12 protein-coding genes are annotated in these 15,080 nt (G+C 61.8%); 6 read left to right on the forward strand and 6 right to left on the reverse strand.

The window, feature by feature from the left end:
* Positions 1 to 36 precede the first annotated feature (36 nt).
* Positions 37 to 525 carry a MaoC family dehydratase gene (locus tag NXC14_RS19140; protein WP_085780196.1) on the forward strand — a complete coding sequence of 163 codons (489 nt, stop codon included), beginning with the start codon at positions 37 to 39 and terminating at the stop codon, positions 523 to 525.
* Between the two features lie 16 nt (positions 526 to 541).
* On the opposite strand, the gene NXC14_RS19145 is transcribed toward NXC14_RS19140, so the two are convergent.
* The 5 genes from NXC14_RS19145 to NXC14_RS19165 form a co-directional block, all read right to left on the reverse strand.
* The gene (locus NXC14_RS19145; protein WP_085779476.1) at positions 542 to 940 is read right to left on the reverse strand and encodes a VOC family protein; all 399 of its coding nucleotides are present in this window, start codon (positions 938 to 940) and stop codon (positions 542 to 544) included.
* Positions 941 to 970: 30 nt separating this feature from the next.
* A complete protein-coding gene (locus NXC14_RS19150; protein WP_085779477.1) occupies positions 971 to 1,519 on the reverse strand; it encodes a sarcosine oxidase subunit gamma in 549 nt (182 codons plus the stop codon).
* Positions 1,512 to 4,505: a sarcosine oxidase subunit alpha gene (locus NXC14_RS19155; RefSeq protein ID WP_085779478.1), complete on the reverse strand. Its 2,994-nt coding sequence runs from the start codon at positions 4,503 to 4,505 to the stop codon at positions 1,512 to 1,514. The genes NXC14_RS19150 and NXC14_RS19155 overlap by 8 nt, the downstream gene beginning before the upstream one ends.
* Positions 4,502 to 4,843, reverse strand: coding sequence for a sarcosine oxidase subunit delta (locus NXC14_RS19160; RefSeq protein WP_085779479.1), 342 nt, complete (start codon positions 4,841 to 4,843; stop codon positions 4,502 to 4,504). Before NXC14_RS19160 ends, NXC14_RS19155 begins: the two co-directional genes overlap by 4 nt.
* A 109-nt stretch (positions 4,844 to 4,952) precedes the next feature.
* A complete protein-coding gene (locus NXC14_RS19165) occupies positions 4,953 to 6,206 on the reverse strand; it encodes a sarcosine oxidase subunit beta family protein (RefSeq protein ID WP_085779480.1) in 1,254 nt (417 codons plus the stop codon).
* Between the two features lie 307 nt (positions 6,207 to 6,513).
* Here NXC14_RS19165 and NXC14_RS19170 point away from each other — a divergent pair, with 307 nt between their 5' ends.
* Positions 6,514 to 7,551, forward strand: a complete 1,038-nt coding sequence (locus NXC14_RS19170) for a FecR domain-containing protein (RefSeq protein ID WP_085779481.1) — start codon at positions 6,514 to 6,516, stop codon at positions 7,549 to 7,551.
* Between the two features lie 6 nt (positions 7,552 to 7,557).
* On the opposite strand, the gene NXC14_RS19175 is transcribed toward NXC14_RS19170, so the two are convergent.
* Complete coding sequence (locus NXC14_RS19175) at positions 7,558 to 9,729, reverse strand: adenylate/guanylate cyclase domain-containing protein (RefSeq protein WP_085780197.1); 2,172 nt, start codon at positions 9,727 to 9,729, stop codon at positions 7,558 to 7,560.
* 330 nt (positions 9,730 to 10,059) lie between these two features.
* On the opposite strand from NXC14_RS19175, the gene NXC14_RS19180 reads away from it, so the two are divergent.
* From NXC14_RS19180 to NXC14_RS19195, 4 genes are all read left to right on the forward strand, one after another.
* Positions 10,060 to 11,610, forward strand: a complete 1,551-nt coding sequence (locus tag NXC14_RS19180; RefSeq protein WP_245362168.1) for an adenylate/guanylate cyclase domain-containing protein — start codon at positions 10,060 to 10,062, stop codon at positions 11,608 to 11,610.
* Positions 11,611 to 11,766: 156 nt separating this feature from the next.
* Complete coding sequence (rpsU, locus tag NXC14_RS19185) at positions 11,767 to 11,979, forward strand: 30S ribosomal protein S21 (protein ID WP_003585885.1); 213 nt, start codon at positions 11,767 to 11,769, stop codon at positions 11,977 to 11,979.
* 134 nt (positions 11,980 to 12,113) lie between these two features.
* Positions 12,114 to 12,980: a tetratricopeptide repeat protein gene (locus tag NXC14_RS19190; RefSeq protein ID WP_085779483.1), complete on the forward strand. Its 867-nt coding sequence runs from the start codon at positions 12,114 to 12,116 to the stop codon at positions 12,978 to 12,980.
* Positions 12,981 to 13,405: 425 nt separating this feature from the next.
* Positions 13,406 to 15,058, forward strand: a complete 1,653-nt coding sequence (locus NXC14_RS19195) for a sensor histidine kinase (RefSeq protein ID WP_085779484.1) — start codon at positions 13,406 to 13,408, stop codon at positions 15,056 to 15,058.
* Positions 15,059 to 15,080 lie beyond the last annotated feature (22 nt).

A 15,080-nucleotide genomic window follows, 5' to 3' on the forward strand; every position in this document is an offset into this window, starting at 1 on the left:
AAGGCTTTGCCCGGCGGCTTTTCTCACGAGGAATTCATGGTCACGGAAATTTCACTCTCCGACGTGCGGGGATTGATCGGCATGGAAACGGGTCTTTCGGATTGGATCACCGTCGATCAGACAATGATCGACGCCTTTGCGGGGGCGACCGACGACCATCAGTTCATTCATGTCGATCCCGAGCGCGCCGCCGCTGAAAGCCCCTTCGGCGGCACGATCGCCCATGGTTTCCTGACGCTGTCCCTGCTGTCGGCGATGAACTACAACTGCCTGCCGAGGGTGCGCGAGCAGAGCATGGGCATCAACTACGGCTTCGACCGGGTCCGCTTCATGACCCCCGTCAGGAGCGGCGCCCGTGTTCGCGGCCGCTTCCTGCTCTCCGACGCCCGCTTCCGCGGCGGCGGCATGCTGATGACCACCTATGACGTGACGATCGAAATCGAAAACGAGAAGAAGCCGGCGCTGACGGCAAGATGGATCACCATCATCCAGTTCGATCCCAAGGACCGCCCGGAAGACGCGTAGGCAATCGCGGCTCTTGTTATTCCGGTGAGTTGATCACCGCTTCGAGAGCATGTCCGTCCTGATCGATTACGAAGGCAGCATAATAATGCTCGCCATAGTGGGGCCTCAGACCTGGAGCGCCGTTGTCACGGCCGCCATGCGCGATTGCCGCCGCATGAAATCCGTCAACCGCCTGGTGACTTGGTGCGGCAAAGGCTAGATGAAAACCCGAACGCGGCGGACGCTGGCCATCAGGCCGATGTTTGATCGCCAACTTGTCCCCGCCGCCAGGAAGGCCATAGCCGACCGCCTGCCCTACCTGCCCCGGCCTGATGTCGTCCCAGACCCTGACATAACCGAGCGCGGCGAAAGCGGCATCGTAAAATGCCGCAGACCACTCGATATCGGAGACGCCGAGGGAAGCATGGTGCAGCATTCTCTATCCCTGAGCAAAATTGTCGCGATCTCAATGTCCGGCATCTTCCGCCGCCTCGGCCAGCAGCCCGAAGACGTAATCGGAAAACGACCGCCAGCACTCCACCCGGAACGTGTCTTCTTCCGTGCGGAAAAGTACGATCTCCGCCTTGCCGAAGACCGTGCGCGAGGCCGCGCCGACTGGAAAGGACGACAGCGACAGGTCCTGCGGGCAGCCGGCCGCAAGCGTCGCCTCAGCACCCGGCCCGGAGACGATGACCGCCACGTTGCGGTGGGAAACGTCAGTCGCCGAATGCAGCGCGCCGGCGCTGGAACATGCTGCCATCAGATCGCCACCGGCCTCATCGATCAACAGCCACTCGTCCGGCCCGAGCCAGAGCGCCGAGCGCGCACCGGCGCGGCCGGACGTCTTCGGCGTGGTCGGCACAGAGAGGCCGAGAGCCAAAGAAAGTGCTTTGAGCGACCCCGCCGGCGCGCGCAGCGCCACGCGGCTTGCCGGCGGTGCGACGGCCAGACGCACAGTGGCGGAGCCGCCGAGACGGCCGGCCAGCGCCGGCTTGCGAATTGCGACATCAGCCATGGATGCGGCCTCCTTCCTTGTCAAAGAATACCAGATCCGTCACTTCGACGGCGATCGTCCGGTCCGGCATCGGCACATAAAGCGTCTCGCCCATCCGCGCCCGGCCGCCGGCGACCAGAGCGAAGGCGATCGACCTGCCGCAATTTTCCGACCAATAGGCCGATGTGACATGGCCGAGCATCGTCATCGGCTTCGGCTCGTTCGGGCTAGCGACGACCTGCGCGCCTTCTTCGAGCACCAACTTCGGATCCTTGGTAATGAGGCCGACGAGCTGCTTGCGTCCCTCCTTGACGAGGTCCGGCCGCTGCAGTCCGCGAATGCCGACGAAGTCCTTCTTCTTCTTCGAAACGGCCCAGGCGACGCCCGCGTCGTCCGGGGTCACGGTCCCGTCCGTATCCTGACCGACGATGATATAGCCCTTCTCGGCGCGGAGCACGTGCATGGTCTCAGTGCCGTAGACGCAGGCGCCGAGCGGTTCGGCATTGGCCCAGACCGCTTCGAGCACCGACTGGCCGTAGTCGGCCGGCACGTTGATTTCGAAACCGATTTCTCCCGTGAAGGAAACGCGGAAGAGCCGCGCCGGTACGCCGCAGACCGTGCACTCGGCAACGCTCATATGCGGGAAGGCCTCGTTGGAAAGATCGACCCCTTCGACGAGAGGCTCGACGATCTCGCGCGCCTTCGGTCCCTGGACGGCGATGACAGCCCATTGTTCGGTCACCGAGGTCAGCCACACCTTCAGATCGGGGAATTCCGTCTGCAGGTAATCTTCCATGTGATGGAGAACACGCGGCGCTCCGCCTGTCGTCGTCGTCACGTGAAAACGATCCTCTGCCAGACGCCCGACGACGCCGTCGTCATAAACGAAGCCGTCCTCACGTGTCATGATGCCGTAGCGCGCCTTGCCGGGCTTCAGCGTATCCCAGGCGTTGGTGTAGATCAGATTGAGGAATTTCGCCGCATCCGGGCCTACCACCTCGATCTTGCCGAGCGTCGAGGCATCGAAGATGCCTGCCGACTCGCGGGCCGTCCGGCACTCGCGCGCGACCGCCTGGTGCATGTTCTCGCCCGAGCGCGGATAGAACCAGGCGCGCTTCCAGTTGCCGACATCCTCGAAAACGGCGCCATGCGCTTCTTCCCAGTCGTGCAGCGGCGTCTTGCGCGTCGGATCGAACAGCTTTCCGCGTGAATGGCCGATCAGCGTACCATAGGTCACCGGCGTATAGGGTGCGCGGAAAGTCGTGAGACCGACCCGCGGGATTTCCTTGCCGAGCATTTCGGCGGCAATCGCCAGGCCATGCATATTCGAAAGCTTGCCCTGATCCGAGGCCATGCCGTTGGTCGTAAACCGCTTGATATGCTCGATCGAATGCATGCCTTCGCGCACGGCAAGGCGGATATCCTTGGCGCAGACGTCATGCTGGAAATCGATGAAGGCCTTGGCGTTCGTCTTCGGTCCGGCGCCTTCGGCAGCGCCGATCATCCCGCCCGTCCAGTCATAGGGCTGCTCGGCCGAAATCGTGATTTTCCCGCCGCCGCTCTTGCCCGCGGCCTGCGCCATCAGTTCGCCTGCGGCAAGCGATTCCTCGACCGTTCGCTGCAGGTCGTCGGTGCCGTTACAGGCGCCGACCGAAAGGCAATCCTGCGCATAGGTGCCGGGCAGGAAACGCTGGCTTTCCGCTTCGAAGGCCACCTTGCCGCGGGACTGCGAGAACAGATGCACGGATGGCGTCCAGCCGGCCGAAACCAGAAGCGCATCGACCGGGATCTTGCGCGGCGAACCGCCGCCGTTGCGCGCTACTGTCATCGATGAGATGCGCAGCCGCCCCGCCGTATTGATGACCGACTGGCCGGTAAGAACATCTATGCCGAGTGCACGCGCCTCCGCCAGCACTGCAGCACCCGGCGCCTGCCTGCAATCGACGATGGCGGCGACCGAAACACCGGCCCGCTTGAGATCGAAAGCCGCCTCATAGGCAGAGTCGTGCGCCGTGTAGATACCGACATTGTTTCCGACGGCGACACCGTAATGATTGAGGTACATCCGCCCCGCCGAGGCGAGCATGATGCCGGGCCGGTCGTTGTTGGGAAATACCATGTGCCGCTCGATCGAGCCGGTTGCGAGAATCACCCGCTTGGCCCGGACCTGCCACAGCCGCTCGCGCGGCAGATCACGGGAGGGCTTGGCCATGTGATCGGTGACGCGCTCGGCAAGGCCGACGAAATTATGGTTGTAGTAGCCGAAGGCGGTCGTGCGGGTGAGCACTTCGACATTGTCCATCGCCTTCAGCCGCGCCACGGTCTTCTGCGCCCAGGCGTAACCATCCTGTCCGTCGATCCTGATGCCGGCATCGTAGCGCAGCGCACCGCCGGCTTCCGCCTGCTCGTCGCAGAGGATCACCTTGGCGCCGGTCTCGGCCGCGGCCAGCGCCGCCGAAAGCCCGGCCACCCCGGCACCGACCACCAGCACGTCGCAATGGGCGTAGCGGCTGGCATAATGGTCCGGATCTTCTTCCGTCGGCGCGACGCCGAGACCGGCAGCGCGGCGGATGAACGGTTCGTATACATGTTTCCAGGCGGAGCGCGGCCACATGAAGGTCTTGTAGTAGAAGCCGGCGGCGAAGAACGGCGACATCAGGTTGTTGACCGCACCAACGTCATAGGCAAGCGAAGGCCAGCGGTTCTGCGACTGGACGATCATGCCGTCGAAGATTTCCTGCACCGTAGCGCGGACGTTCGGCTGCTTGCGCGCCTTGTCACGCGCGACATCGATCAGCGCGTTCGGCTCTTCGGCGCCTGCCGAGAGGATGCCGCGAGCCCGATGATATTTGAACGAGCGGCCGACGAGATGAATGCCGTTGGCGATCAGCGCCGAAGCGACGGTATCGCCTTCCAGCGCCGTATAGCTCTTGCCGTCGAAGCTGAAGCGCGCGGTCTTTGCAGGCGTCAGACGCCCCTTCCCGGCGATACGATTAGCACCGCTCATTGGGCCTCTCCTTCCACCGCTTCATAGGTCTCGACAGGGCTATGCTGTTCGGCCTCTGCACCGATCCGCGGCTTCGGCTCGCCCGCCTTGTAGGTCATGATGAACTTGTCGCTCACCGTATCGCGCGCCGCGTTGAAGAACCGGCCGCAGCCGTGAATATGCCGCCAGCGTTCGAAGATCAGCCCCTTCGGGTTGTCGCGCAGGAAGAAGTATTCTTCAAATTCCTCGTCCGAGACCGAGGCGATATCAGCGGGCCGCACAATATGCGCGTCACCCGCGCCGCGGAATTCGAGCTCGGAACGCTCTTCCTGACAGTAAGGGCAATGGATCAGCAGCATGTGAGATTTCCTTCTCCTCCCCTTCTCCTCAGCAGGGAGAAGGTGCTTTCAAGGCGGATGAGGGCGTGAATAACGAAAGAAGCGAGCGTCTGAGCGAACACGTTCATCATCAGTGCGCCACCGCCGCAGCCGCCGCTTCATCAATCAGCCGGCCGCTGCGGAAGCGTTCCAGCGTCAGGCCGGCATTGAACTTGTGCGCTTCATCGCGGGCGATGAGGTGCGCAAAGAGATTGGCCGAGCCCGGCGTTGCCTTGAAGCCGCCGGTGCCCCAACCGCAATTGACGTAAAGCCCGGGAACCGGCGTCTTTGACTGGATCGCCGAACGGTCCGGCGTATTGTCGACGATGCCGCCCCATTGCCGCATCATCTTCACGCGCCGGAACATCGGAAAGAGTTCGCAGATGGCGTCGAGCGTGTGCGTGATGATCTGCAACCCGCCGGTCTGGGAATAGGAATTATACTGGTCGGTACCGGCGCCGATGACGAGCTCGCCCTTGTCGGACTGGGAGATGTAGGCATGCACCGTGTTCGACATGACGACGCAGGGGAAGATCGGCTTCAGCGGCTCGGAGACCAGCGCCTGCAGCGGGCTCGACTGCAGCGGCACGCGCACATCCGCCATCTTCATGATTGTCGAGGTATGGCCCGCGGCCGATACGCCGACCTTTCTGGCGCCGATGAAGCCGCGCGAGGTCTCGACCCCGGTCACCCGTCCGTCAGGACCGCGCCGGATACCAGTCACTTCGCAGTTCTGGATGATGTGCACGCCTCGATCGGAGGCTGCGCGCGCATATCCCCAAGCCACCGCATCGTGCCGCGCCGTGCCGCCGCGACGCTGCAGTGCTGCACCGTTGATCGGATAGCGCGCGCTGGCGGAGATGTCGAGCGGCGGACAATAAGCCTTGGCCTGCTCCGGCGTCAGCCATTCATTATCGATGCCGTAGAGCCGGTTGGCGTGGATGTGTCGCTTGAACGACTGCTGGTCGTGAATATTGTGCGAGAGCATCATCACGCCGCGCGGCGAATACATCACATTGTAGTTGAGCTCCTGTGAAAGCCCTTCCCAGAGCTTCATCGAATGCTCGTAAATGTGCATGCTCTCTTCATAGAGATAGTTCGAACGGATGATGGTGGTATTGCGCCCGGTGTTGCCGCCGCCGAGCCAGCCCTTCTCGAGCACCGCCACATTGGTGATGCCGTGCTCCTTCGCAAGATAATAGGCGGCTCCCAGGCCATGTCCGCCAGCGCCGATGATAACGACGTCGTATTCGGCGCGCGGCTCCGGCGAAGTCCACTGCTTCTCCCAACCTCTGTGGCCGCGAAGGGCCTCCCGCGCCACGGCAAAAACCGAATATTTCCGCATCCGCCTTCTTCTCCTTCGGGCAAGGGCTGTACTCGCGCCCATACAAATCGCAAATCCAAATGCGGCACAACGGCTGTTTTGCGACGCGCGAGAGCTTCACTTTTGACACTGAACGACATCGTGTCGAAAACTGAGCAATTTGCGATGGTGTTAAGCGCCGCTTCCCAAACTCAAACGAACATCATCCTGCAGGATCTTGCGAAGGTCCGGCCTTCCCTTTGGCGGCAGACCTGACTAGCCCAAGAGGGTGAAAAGACAAGCAGTTAGTATGATGTTAATTTTTCCCCGTTGCCGGAATTGGTGTATCATGTGCATACGGGGGCGGCTTTTATTCCAGGCGCTTTTCATTGCGCTATGCGGCTTCCGGCTGGCAACTGCCGCCGAGCCGGTCGGCCAGGCTGTGGTCATCAAGACCGAGGTGACTGGACAAGCAGGCCCGATCGAAGTCAACACAAGCGTTCACCGCGACGAACGCATCAAGACTTCGCAGTCTGGGCTGGGCCAGTTTGTATTTAGAGACGGCACCAAACTTGCGGTCGGCTGGGGGTCCTCCGTCGTCATCGACAGATATGTTTTCGACGACACCCAATCGGTCAGGCAACTCACCATCAAGGCCGCCAAGGGGACCTTCCGCTGGGTCAGCGGCACTTCGAAGTCCTCGGCCTATCAAATTCTGACGCCTGCAGGCACGATCGGCGTGCGCGGCACCGCATTCGATTTTTATGTCGGCCCTGACGGCACCACCGCCGTCGTCCTGTTGAACGGCGCGGCCCGCTTCTGCGGCCCCGGCGGCTGCCGGCAGCTGCAGCAACGCTGCGACTGCGTTATCGCCAAACCGAACGGCGACATGACGGCGGCCCGACGAGTGGAGCGTAACGTCCTCCAGAAGCTTGGAAACGAGCGCGCTCTGCCCTTCCTCTCCGGCAACCAGCGGCTTTCGGGTGGCCTCGGCCTGCTCGGCGGATGCAATATGGCTTCGCTGGTGCCGGAAAGAAGCGAACGAGACCGGCCGCCGCCGGCAATTGCACCCGCTCCGCAAAGACAGGATCCGCCACAGAGAGAGGCCGAGCCACAAAAGGAGCGACCGCAGAAGCCGGAAATGCCGCACCACGACAAGCCCCATCATGATAGACCCGACCACGATAAGCCGGACAGGCCCGATAAGCATGAGGGTCATGGCCGGCATGACGAGGACGGCAAGCCGGGAAATCACGGTCTGGATCATCGGGGGCACGACCGCCAGCATGATGGAGGTCGCGATCACCATCATGATCATGATGGTGCTGGTGATGGTGACAATGATCGGAACCACCATAGGAGCCGCGATTTCAATCTCGGTCGCTGAGGCCGGTCAGTCTGCGGCGCTCTCTTCGACCGCCCTCGGCACTTCGCGAAAATGATCGGTCCTGCCCGATACACGCTCGTAGAATTCCGCCAGACCGCCGAGCACTTGCACGGCCCTGAGCTTTGACGCGCCGATAAGCTTCCGGCTGTTCCGCGAGTGCGATTGCAGGGCCTGCATCAGTTGCTTGTGGGCGAGCTCGAGCGCGGCGAATTCTTGGGATGCTGCGACGCGTTCATCGCCGACGACCGCAAGGATCTGCGTCCGGCTGCTCTTCCCTTTGAGCGAGAGGGCGCCGGCCTCGATCACCGCCATCCCCTGCACGGAGCGAGCCGTGCTGTCGGAGATGAGGATATCGAAGCCGACCTCCTTGCAGGACGACTCGATGCGGGCCGCGACGTTGACCGCATCTCCGACAGCCGAATAGTTGAAGCGGGTTTTGGCGCCCATATTGCCGACACAGGCAACGCCTGTATGGATGCCGATGCCGATGCCGACCTCCTGATCGGGTCCGAAGCCGAAGGCGTCGCCGGCGTTCAGTTCGGCGAGTGTCTCGCGCATGGCGAGCGCCGTGCGAACCGACTTGATTTCGTGATCCGCTACATCAACCGGCGCATTCCAGAATGCCATGATCGAATCACCGATAAACTTGTCGAGAGTACCTTCGTTAGCCACGACATGGCGGCTCAGCGCGTCGAGCAATGTATTCAGGAAGGCAACGACATCAGTCGGCGCCAGCCGTTCGCTGATTTCAGTGAAGTTCCTGACGTCGACGAACATTACCGTCAGTTCCCGGTCATCTCCACCGAGGCGCAAGGCATCGCGGTTATGCTCGATGCGATGCAGCAGAGACGGAGAAAGATAATGTCCGAAGGCGCGCCGCACCTCGCGCCTTTCCCGGTCGATCACCAGAATGCGGAACGAGGTTGCGGCAAAATGGATAACCGATCCGCTGACGATCGGAGCCAATGGATCGAGAAGAAGCCCCGCATAAAGAAAGGAGAGCCAGGAGGCCACGAGCGCCATTGCGGTAATGAGCAGGCCGCAGACCAGTGCGACGGCGGGACTGACGAAGGTCGTCACCACGACGAGCAGGCATCCGAGCACCGCGATCGTGAGAATTTCCAGCCCGTCCGCCCAGTCGGGCCGCGACAGGAAACGGCCGGAGAGAATCTGTTCGACGACCTGCGCATGCATCGAAACGCCGGGAACGTTCTCGCCGAGCGCCGTGACGCGGATGTCCTGCAGGCCTGCCGCCGAGGTGCCGATGAAGACGATGCTGCCGTCAATGGCGGCGGAGATCTCGGGAGAGGCGCCTCCGGCGGCGAGCACCTGGCGGGCGGAGATATAGCGCTCGGCTCGGTCGGGGCTGACATAGAGCCAAAATTCGCCCGCCGCCGTCAGCGGCACGACGAAATCGCCGATCTTTGCCGATGTCATCACGCCGGCGCGATCGGTCGCGCCGGCCAATACATACGTCGATACACCTTGCGCGACGCGCAGCGCCTCGACCGCGAGATTGGGATAGAGCTGCACGCCGTCGGTCAGGAACAACGGCACCGCCCGCACCACCGGCGAAGGATTGCCGGGATTGAGGCTGATGTGGCCGAGCCCTGCGGCATTTGCTTCCAATTGCGGCCTGAGCGGCGTCGATGCCGCAAGATAGGGCGGAGCCGAGACGGGGCTTTCCCCGGTGAAAGCAAAACCAGCCTTGACAGGCGGCCGGTAACTGCCCTCGTTGGAAAGGCCGAAACCGAGCACGACGGGTTTGCCGGAGATCGAGCGGGCAAAGATCTCGTCATTGTCGGGAAGCTTCTCTGCCAGGGACGGATCAACCCCCGCCACCTCGCGCACGACGTTGCGCGGCGACAGCCGGTCCGGCTCTGAAAAGAGAACGTCGAAGGCGATGGTCGCAGCGCCCATGTCAGAAAGCCGGTCCACCAGCAGGGCCAACCGGTCCCGTGGCCACGGCCATTGGCCGAACTCGCGCAGCGACGCCTCATCAATGTCGATCACATGGACCGGCATGGGCTCGAATGTCCGCGGAAGCAGGCGTTGGTACTCGTCGAAGGTCACCCCACGGATCAGCTTGAAGATCCCGGGATCGTCTGCCCGCAGCATCGTCAGCGCAGCCACGATCACCAGTCCGACAACGACACCGATTTGCTGCACGCGCGTCATCATCTCAACCGGTGCCCCTCTCCCAAACGACAGGCTACGCCGCTTTCTGCCCGGACGCCATTCACTCATGCGCCCCGACGCTTCTTTTCGCTTTCCAGCCTTCCGCTTCCCGCCGGTCGACGCAACGGCATCTTCAAATTTGGCGACGCCGTCGTTTCGACCACGCTTTTGCTTGGACGACACGGCTTCGATCTTGTCGGACGCGCGGTGAAATGTTCTTGTAACGGCGCGAAGCGCGAATGCTTTTATATGGAAGAGTGAGGGGCTCCCGTGATTTCCGAAACCGCCGTGCGCCGCAGCGGCTATTGGCTGATCGTCGTCGTGCTGGCGATGCTTGCAGGACTGCCGCTTGCCGTCTGGCTCGACATCAGCGACCTCTCCGGAAATACCCTCAGACGCCAGGCGCGCGATATGAGCTCGCTGATATCGAGCATCCGCTCCTACTATTCCGCCAATGTCGTCGGACGCGTTCTGGCCGCGCACGCCAGCGGCGCGACCGCAGGCACGGTCGTGTCCCACAACTACGCCAATATCCCCGGCGCCATCCCGCTGCCGGCGACACTTTCGCTGGAACTCGGCGACGTCATAAAAGAGCAGCAGGCCAACATCACATACCGCTTCGTCTCCGATCTGCCGTTCAAAAGTCGCGCTTCCCACGAGCTCGACGATTTCGAGAAACGAGCGCTTGTCGCACTGCGCGCCAATCCACAGCAGACGTTGAGCGACCTCACCCGCGTCGGATTGACCGATACCTTGCGCTTCGTCACGCCGGTCGTCATGGGCCAGGCTTGCGTTGCCTGTCACAACAGCCACCCGGAAAGTCCGAAGACCGACTGGAAGGTCGGCGATGTGCGCGGCATCCAGGAAGTGGTCATCAAGCAGCCCTATGCAAGCAACGTCTTCGCCTTCAAATATCTGCTCTGCTATTTCCTTTTTGTCGCCATCATCGGCCTCAGCTTCATTCTGCTGCAGCGCCAGCAGGCCCGCGCCATCCATGGCGCCAACCGGGATCTCGAAGCGGCGAACGAATTTCTGGCGAGCGTTTCCCTGAAGATTTCACGTTATCTCTCGCCGCAGATCTACAAGAGCATCTTCAGCGGACAGAAAGACGTCGTCGTCCATACAGAGCGCAAGCGCCTGACGATTTTCTTCTCCGACATCAAGGATTTCACCGCGACCACCGAGCGGCTGCAGCCGGAAGCGCTGACGGATATGCTCAACGAATATCTCACCGAAATGTCGAACATTGCCCTCGCCCATGGCGGCACGGTGGACAAGTTCATCGGCGACGCCATGCTGGTCTTCTTCGGCGACCCGGAAACGAAGGGTCCGGAGGAAGATGCGAAAGCCTGCCTGCGCATGGCCGTCGACATGCAGCGTCGCCTCGGCGAACTCAAGGACAGATGGCGCAGAAACGGCACCGAGGAACCTTTCGTCGTGCGCATGGGAATCAACAGCGGTTATTGCAACGTCGGCAATTTCGGCAGCAACGATCGCATGGACTATACGATCATCGGCGCGGAGGCCAATCTCGCAGCCAGGCTGCAGTCGATCGCCCAGGGCGGAGAAATCGTCATCAGCTACGAAACCTATGCGCTGGTGAACGAGATCGTCGACGCCCATCCCTTGCCGCAGATCACCATGAAGGGCATCCAGCGCGAGGTCGTGCCCTATGCCGTTGACGGGCTGAGGCTCGGCGCCGACCACAAAAGCCGCGTTCTCAGCGAACATCTCTCGGGTCTCGACCTGCATCTGGATATGAGCCGGCTGGAGCCTGCCGATCGACTCCGGGTCAGGACGGCGCTCAAGGAGGCAATCGCCGCCCTGGACGAGGCCCCGCCGGAAGCGGCTCGCTTGAGACAGGATGCCGGGCAGATATGATTTTTCCAACTGCCGCCGATATCCATCTGGACTTCCCCTACTCGATCTGCTATCCCGCATCACCAATCGCAAGGCCGCGGCCGCGCGAACGTTATATTTTTGCCCCTGGCGCTGCGCTGCCTCAGGCATCAACCAAACCAAAGGAACGTGATTCTCGTGCAGGTACTTGTCCGCGATAACAATGTCGATCAGGCTCTCCGCGCTCTCAAGAAGAAGATGCAGCGCGAAGGCATTTTCCGCGAAATGAAGATGCGCGACTACTACGAGAAGCCTTCGCAGAAGCGCGCTCGCGAAAAGGCCGAAGCTGTTCGCCGTGTTCGCAAGCTGGCCCGCAAGCGCGCCCAGCGCGAAGGCCTGGTCGCACGGTAAGCGTTGCCGTCGTTTTTTCGACGTTTTCAGATGTATTGTGGCGGGGGCGATGGGTTCGCCGCCGCCTTTTTAGTTTGCCGCTGAAGATCGCATATCCAGAAATCGGATATGCCGCATGGGGAAAGCGAGCCCGAATGGCTGATACCACCTTCAATCCGTCCCGCGCCTGGCGCTTTCAGAAATCCGCATTCCTGCCGGCTTTGACGCTGGCGGCCATGGTCGGCCTTGCCGGCTGCGAGACGACCAACACGACGGATGCCGTAATCCGCATCGATAAGGCGCAGGGCTCGGAAGAGAACATCGCGTCGCTGACGGCTGTTATCAACGCCAATCCGAGGGATCCCGAAGGGTATAATGTCCGCGGTTCCGCCTATGGCCGCAGCGGCCAGTTCCGCCAAGCGCTGAACGATTTCAATACAGCATTGCAGATCAACCCGCGCTTCTTCCAGGCCTATGCCAACCGCGCGCTCGTCTATCGCAACATGGGCCAGCAGCAGCAGGCGATTGCCGACTACAATGCCGCTCTGCAGATCAATCCGAGCTACGACGTCGCCTATATCGGCCGCGGCAATGTCTATCGCATGGCCGGACAGGACGATGCAGCTTTCAACGATTTCAGCAAGGCGATCCAGCTCGGCACGACCGATGGCCGCGCCTATCACAATCGTGGCCTGATCTATCAGAAGCGCAATCAGCAGGATAAGGCAATCGACGATTTCTCGAAGGCCATCTCGCTCGCCCCGAATTCGCCCGAGCCCTATAATGGCCGCGGCATCTCCTACATCGCGCTGAATGACGACGACAACGCGTTTGCCGATTTCAATCACGCGATCGATCTCAACGGCAATATCGCCGAATCCTGGGCCAACCAGGCTCTTGTCTACGAACGTCGCGGCGACAAGGCCAAGGCAGCCCGCTCCTACCGCCATGCGGTCGGGCTTGACCCGAAATACCAGCCGGCGCGCGATGGTCTCGCCCGAGTGGGCGCTCCAGCCGGCTAAGTATGTGAATTGGGGCGGCCGGGCCATCGGATGCCCAGAACCTTGGCGTTGCAGGAAATCTCCGGCAGAACCGCTTTATCGATGACCGGGCCCGGTGCGCGTGCAGCAACGGGTGGCCGGAATAAGCTGTCATGAAGGCGCCGCATCGCTTTGAAAAGAGAGACGGAAAAACCGCCACCGTCTTCCGTGGCATGTTATACGATGTTGCAACCTGCTTTTGCTCCCCCTAACATGCGGCTGCTTCGATAGCCCGCTATCGGGGTGTGCGAAAACATGTTGAGGGCGGTTTGCGAGAGATGCGGATCTTTGCTTTCCTGACCGCAGACGAAAACTGTTGCAGACAGCGCGCACAGCAGCGCCGCACATCTTTCAAGACGCACAAAGGACGCGGCAATATCGGGACTTGTGGCGGCGGCGCGCAATAAATGAAGATCGTGGCGCTGTTTTTTCCCAAAGCTTCGATCGGCACCTATCTGGTTGCCATGGCGGTGGCGATCGCGTTGCCGATCTTCGCCTTCGTGACGCTGCTTCTGCTGCAGTTGGAGGACAACCAACGCTCCACGCTAAAGCGCGAGACGGCGCAGGACGCGCTTGCCCTGTCGCGCATCATCGATCGCCAGCTTCAGGATATGGCGACGACGTTGCGGCTGCTGTCGAGCTCCCCGGAACTCGAAAACGGCGATCTCGCCTCTTTCCATCAGCGCACGGAAGCAGCTCTGCGGAACAATGCGCTCTACGTCCAAGCGGTCGACGCAACTGGCCAGCAACTGCTGAACACACGCCGACCTTTCGGCGCGGAGCTCGGAAAGACGACAAACATCGCCGCCCTCGATGCCGCAATGAAATCCGGTCGCATCGAAGCGTCGGATGTGGTCCGCGGCAGAACCAGCGGCGACTGGGTCTACAATGTCATCCTGCCGAGAAAGAACAATCCCGTTTCCGCCCTCATCATCACACAGGATGCCCAGGATCTCGGCCGGCTCGTAACGACCCAGGTTCTAGCCCCTGGATGGTCGGCGGCTGTGCTTGATCAAAGTGGTCACGTGGTCGTTGCCGCCGGCCCGACTGCCCTCGAACCCGGCACGCCCTTCGATCCGCGCATCCTGCCGGCGCTCGGTTTTTCCCGGGGCGTGTTCGAAGACAAGACGATCCTGCCGCACATGCTTCTCGGTTATGCACAAATTCCCGGCTGGTCCTGGAAGACGGTGATCTGGGGGCCGGTGGCGCAGGCGTCGATTCTCAGCACCTGGCGTTTCCTCATCATCGGAGGAGTTGCCCTCGTGCTCGTTGCCGTACTGGCCGCCTATGCCGTCGCGAGACAGGTCCGCACCACCATTCGCGAGATTGCCGACATGGCGAACCGCATGGGTCAGGGCCACATCGTCTCACCGGTTGAAACAAGCGTCATCGAGGCGAACCAGGTGGCGATCGCTCTTTCGAACGCCTCATTCGATCGCAGCCAGACCGAGGACCGGCTGCGGTTCGTCATGCATGAACTCGTCCATCGTACCAAGAACCTTCTCACGCTTGCTCAGGCCATGATGCGCCAGCTGGCCAAACAGGCCGACAGCGTCGAAACCTTTCAGGCTGCCGTCGCCGACCGCCTTGAGGGGCTGGCGCGTTCAATAGAGCTCCTGACGAGCGAGCAATGGGGAGGCGTGTCGCTCCGGCGGGTCGTTGATATCCATCTGCAGGCCTTCCCGCAATCGCGCGACCAGATCGAAATCACAGGCGAAGATTTCGTCCTGAAGCCGGATGCGGTGCAGAACCTGGGCCTTACCCTGCATGAGCTCGCCACCAATTCTGTGAAATATGGTGCGCTCTCCGTCCCGCAGGGGCGCGTCCGCTTCGACTGGCACGATGTTAGGGACGAAGGCAAGCCGGATGCCCTGCTCCGCTTCACCTGGGAGGAGCGCGGCGGCCCGGCGGTCACCGAGCCGTCGCGCTCGGGCTTCGGCACGACCGTCATCAAGGCGCATGCCGCTGCCGCCTTCCGTGGCACGGTGCAGGTCGATTTCCGACCTGAAGGCCTGTTATGGGTACTGATAGCCCAGCGCGCCACGCTGGAGCGGGAATAACCCAGGAACAATCGCCACCTCA

The sequence above is a fragment of the Rhizobium sp. NXC14 genome, assembly GCF_002117485.1.
Classification (GTDB): domain Bacteria; phylum Pseudomonadota; class Alphaproteobacteria; order Rhizobiales; family Rhizobiaceae; genus Rhizobium.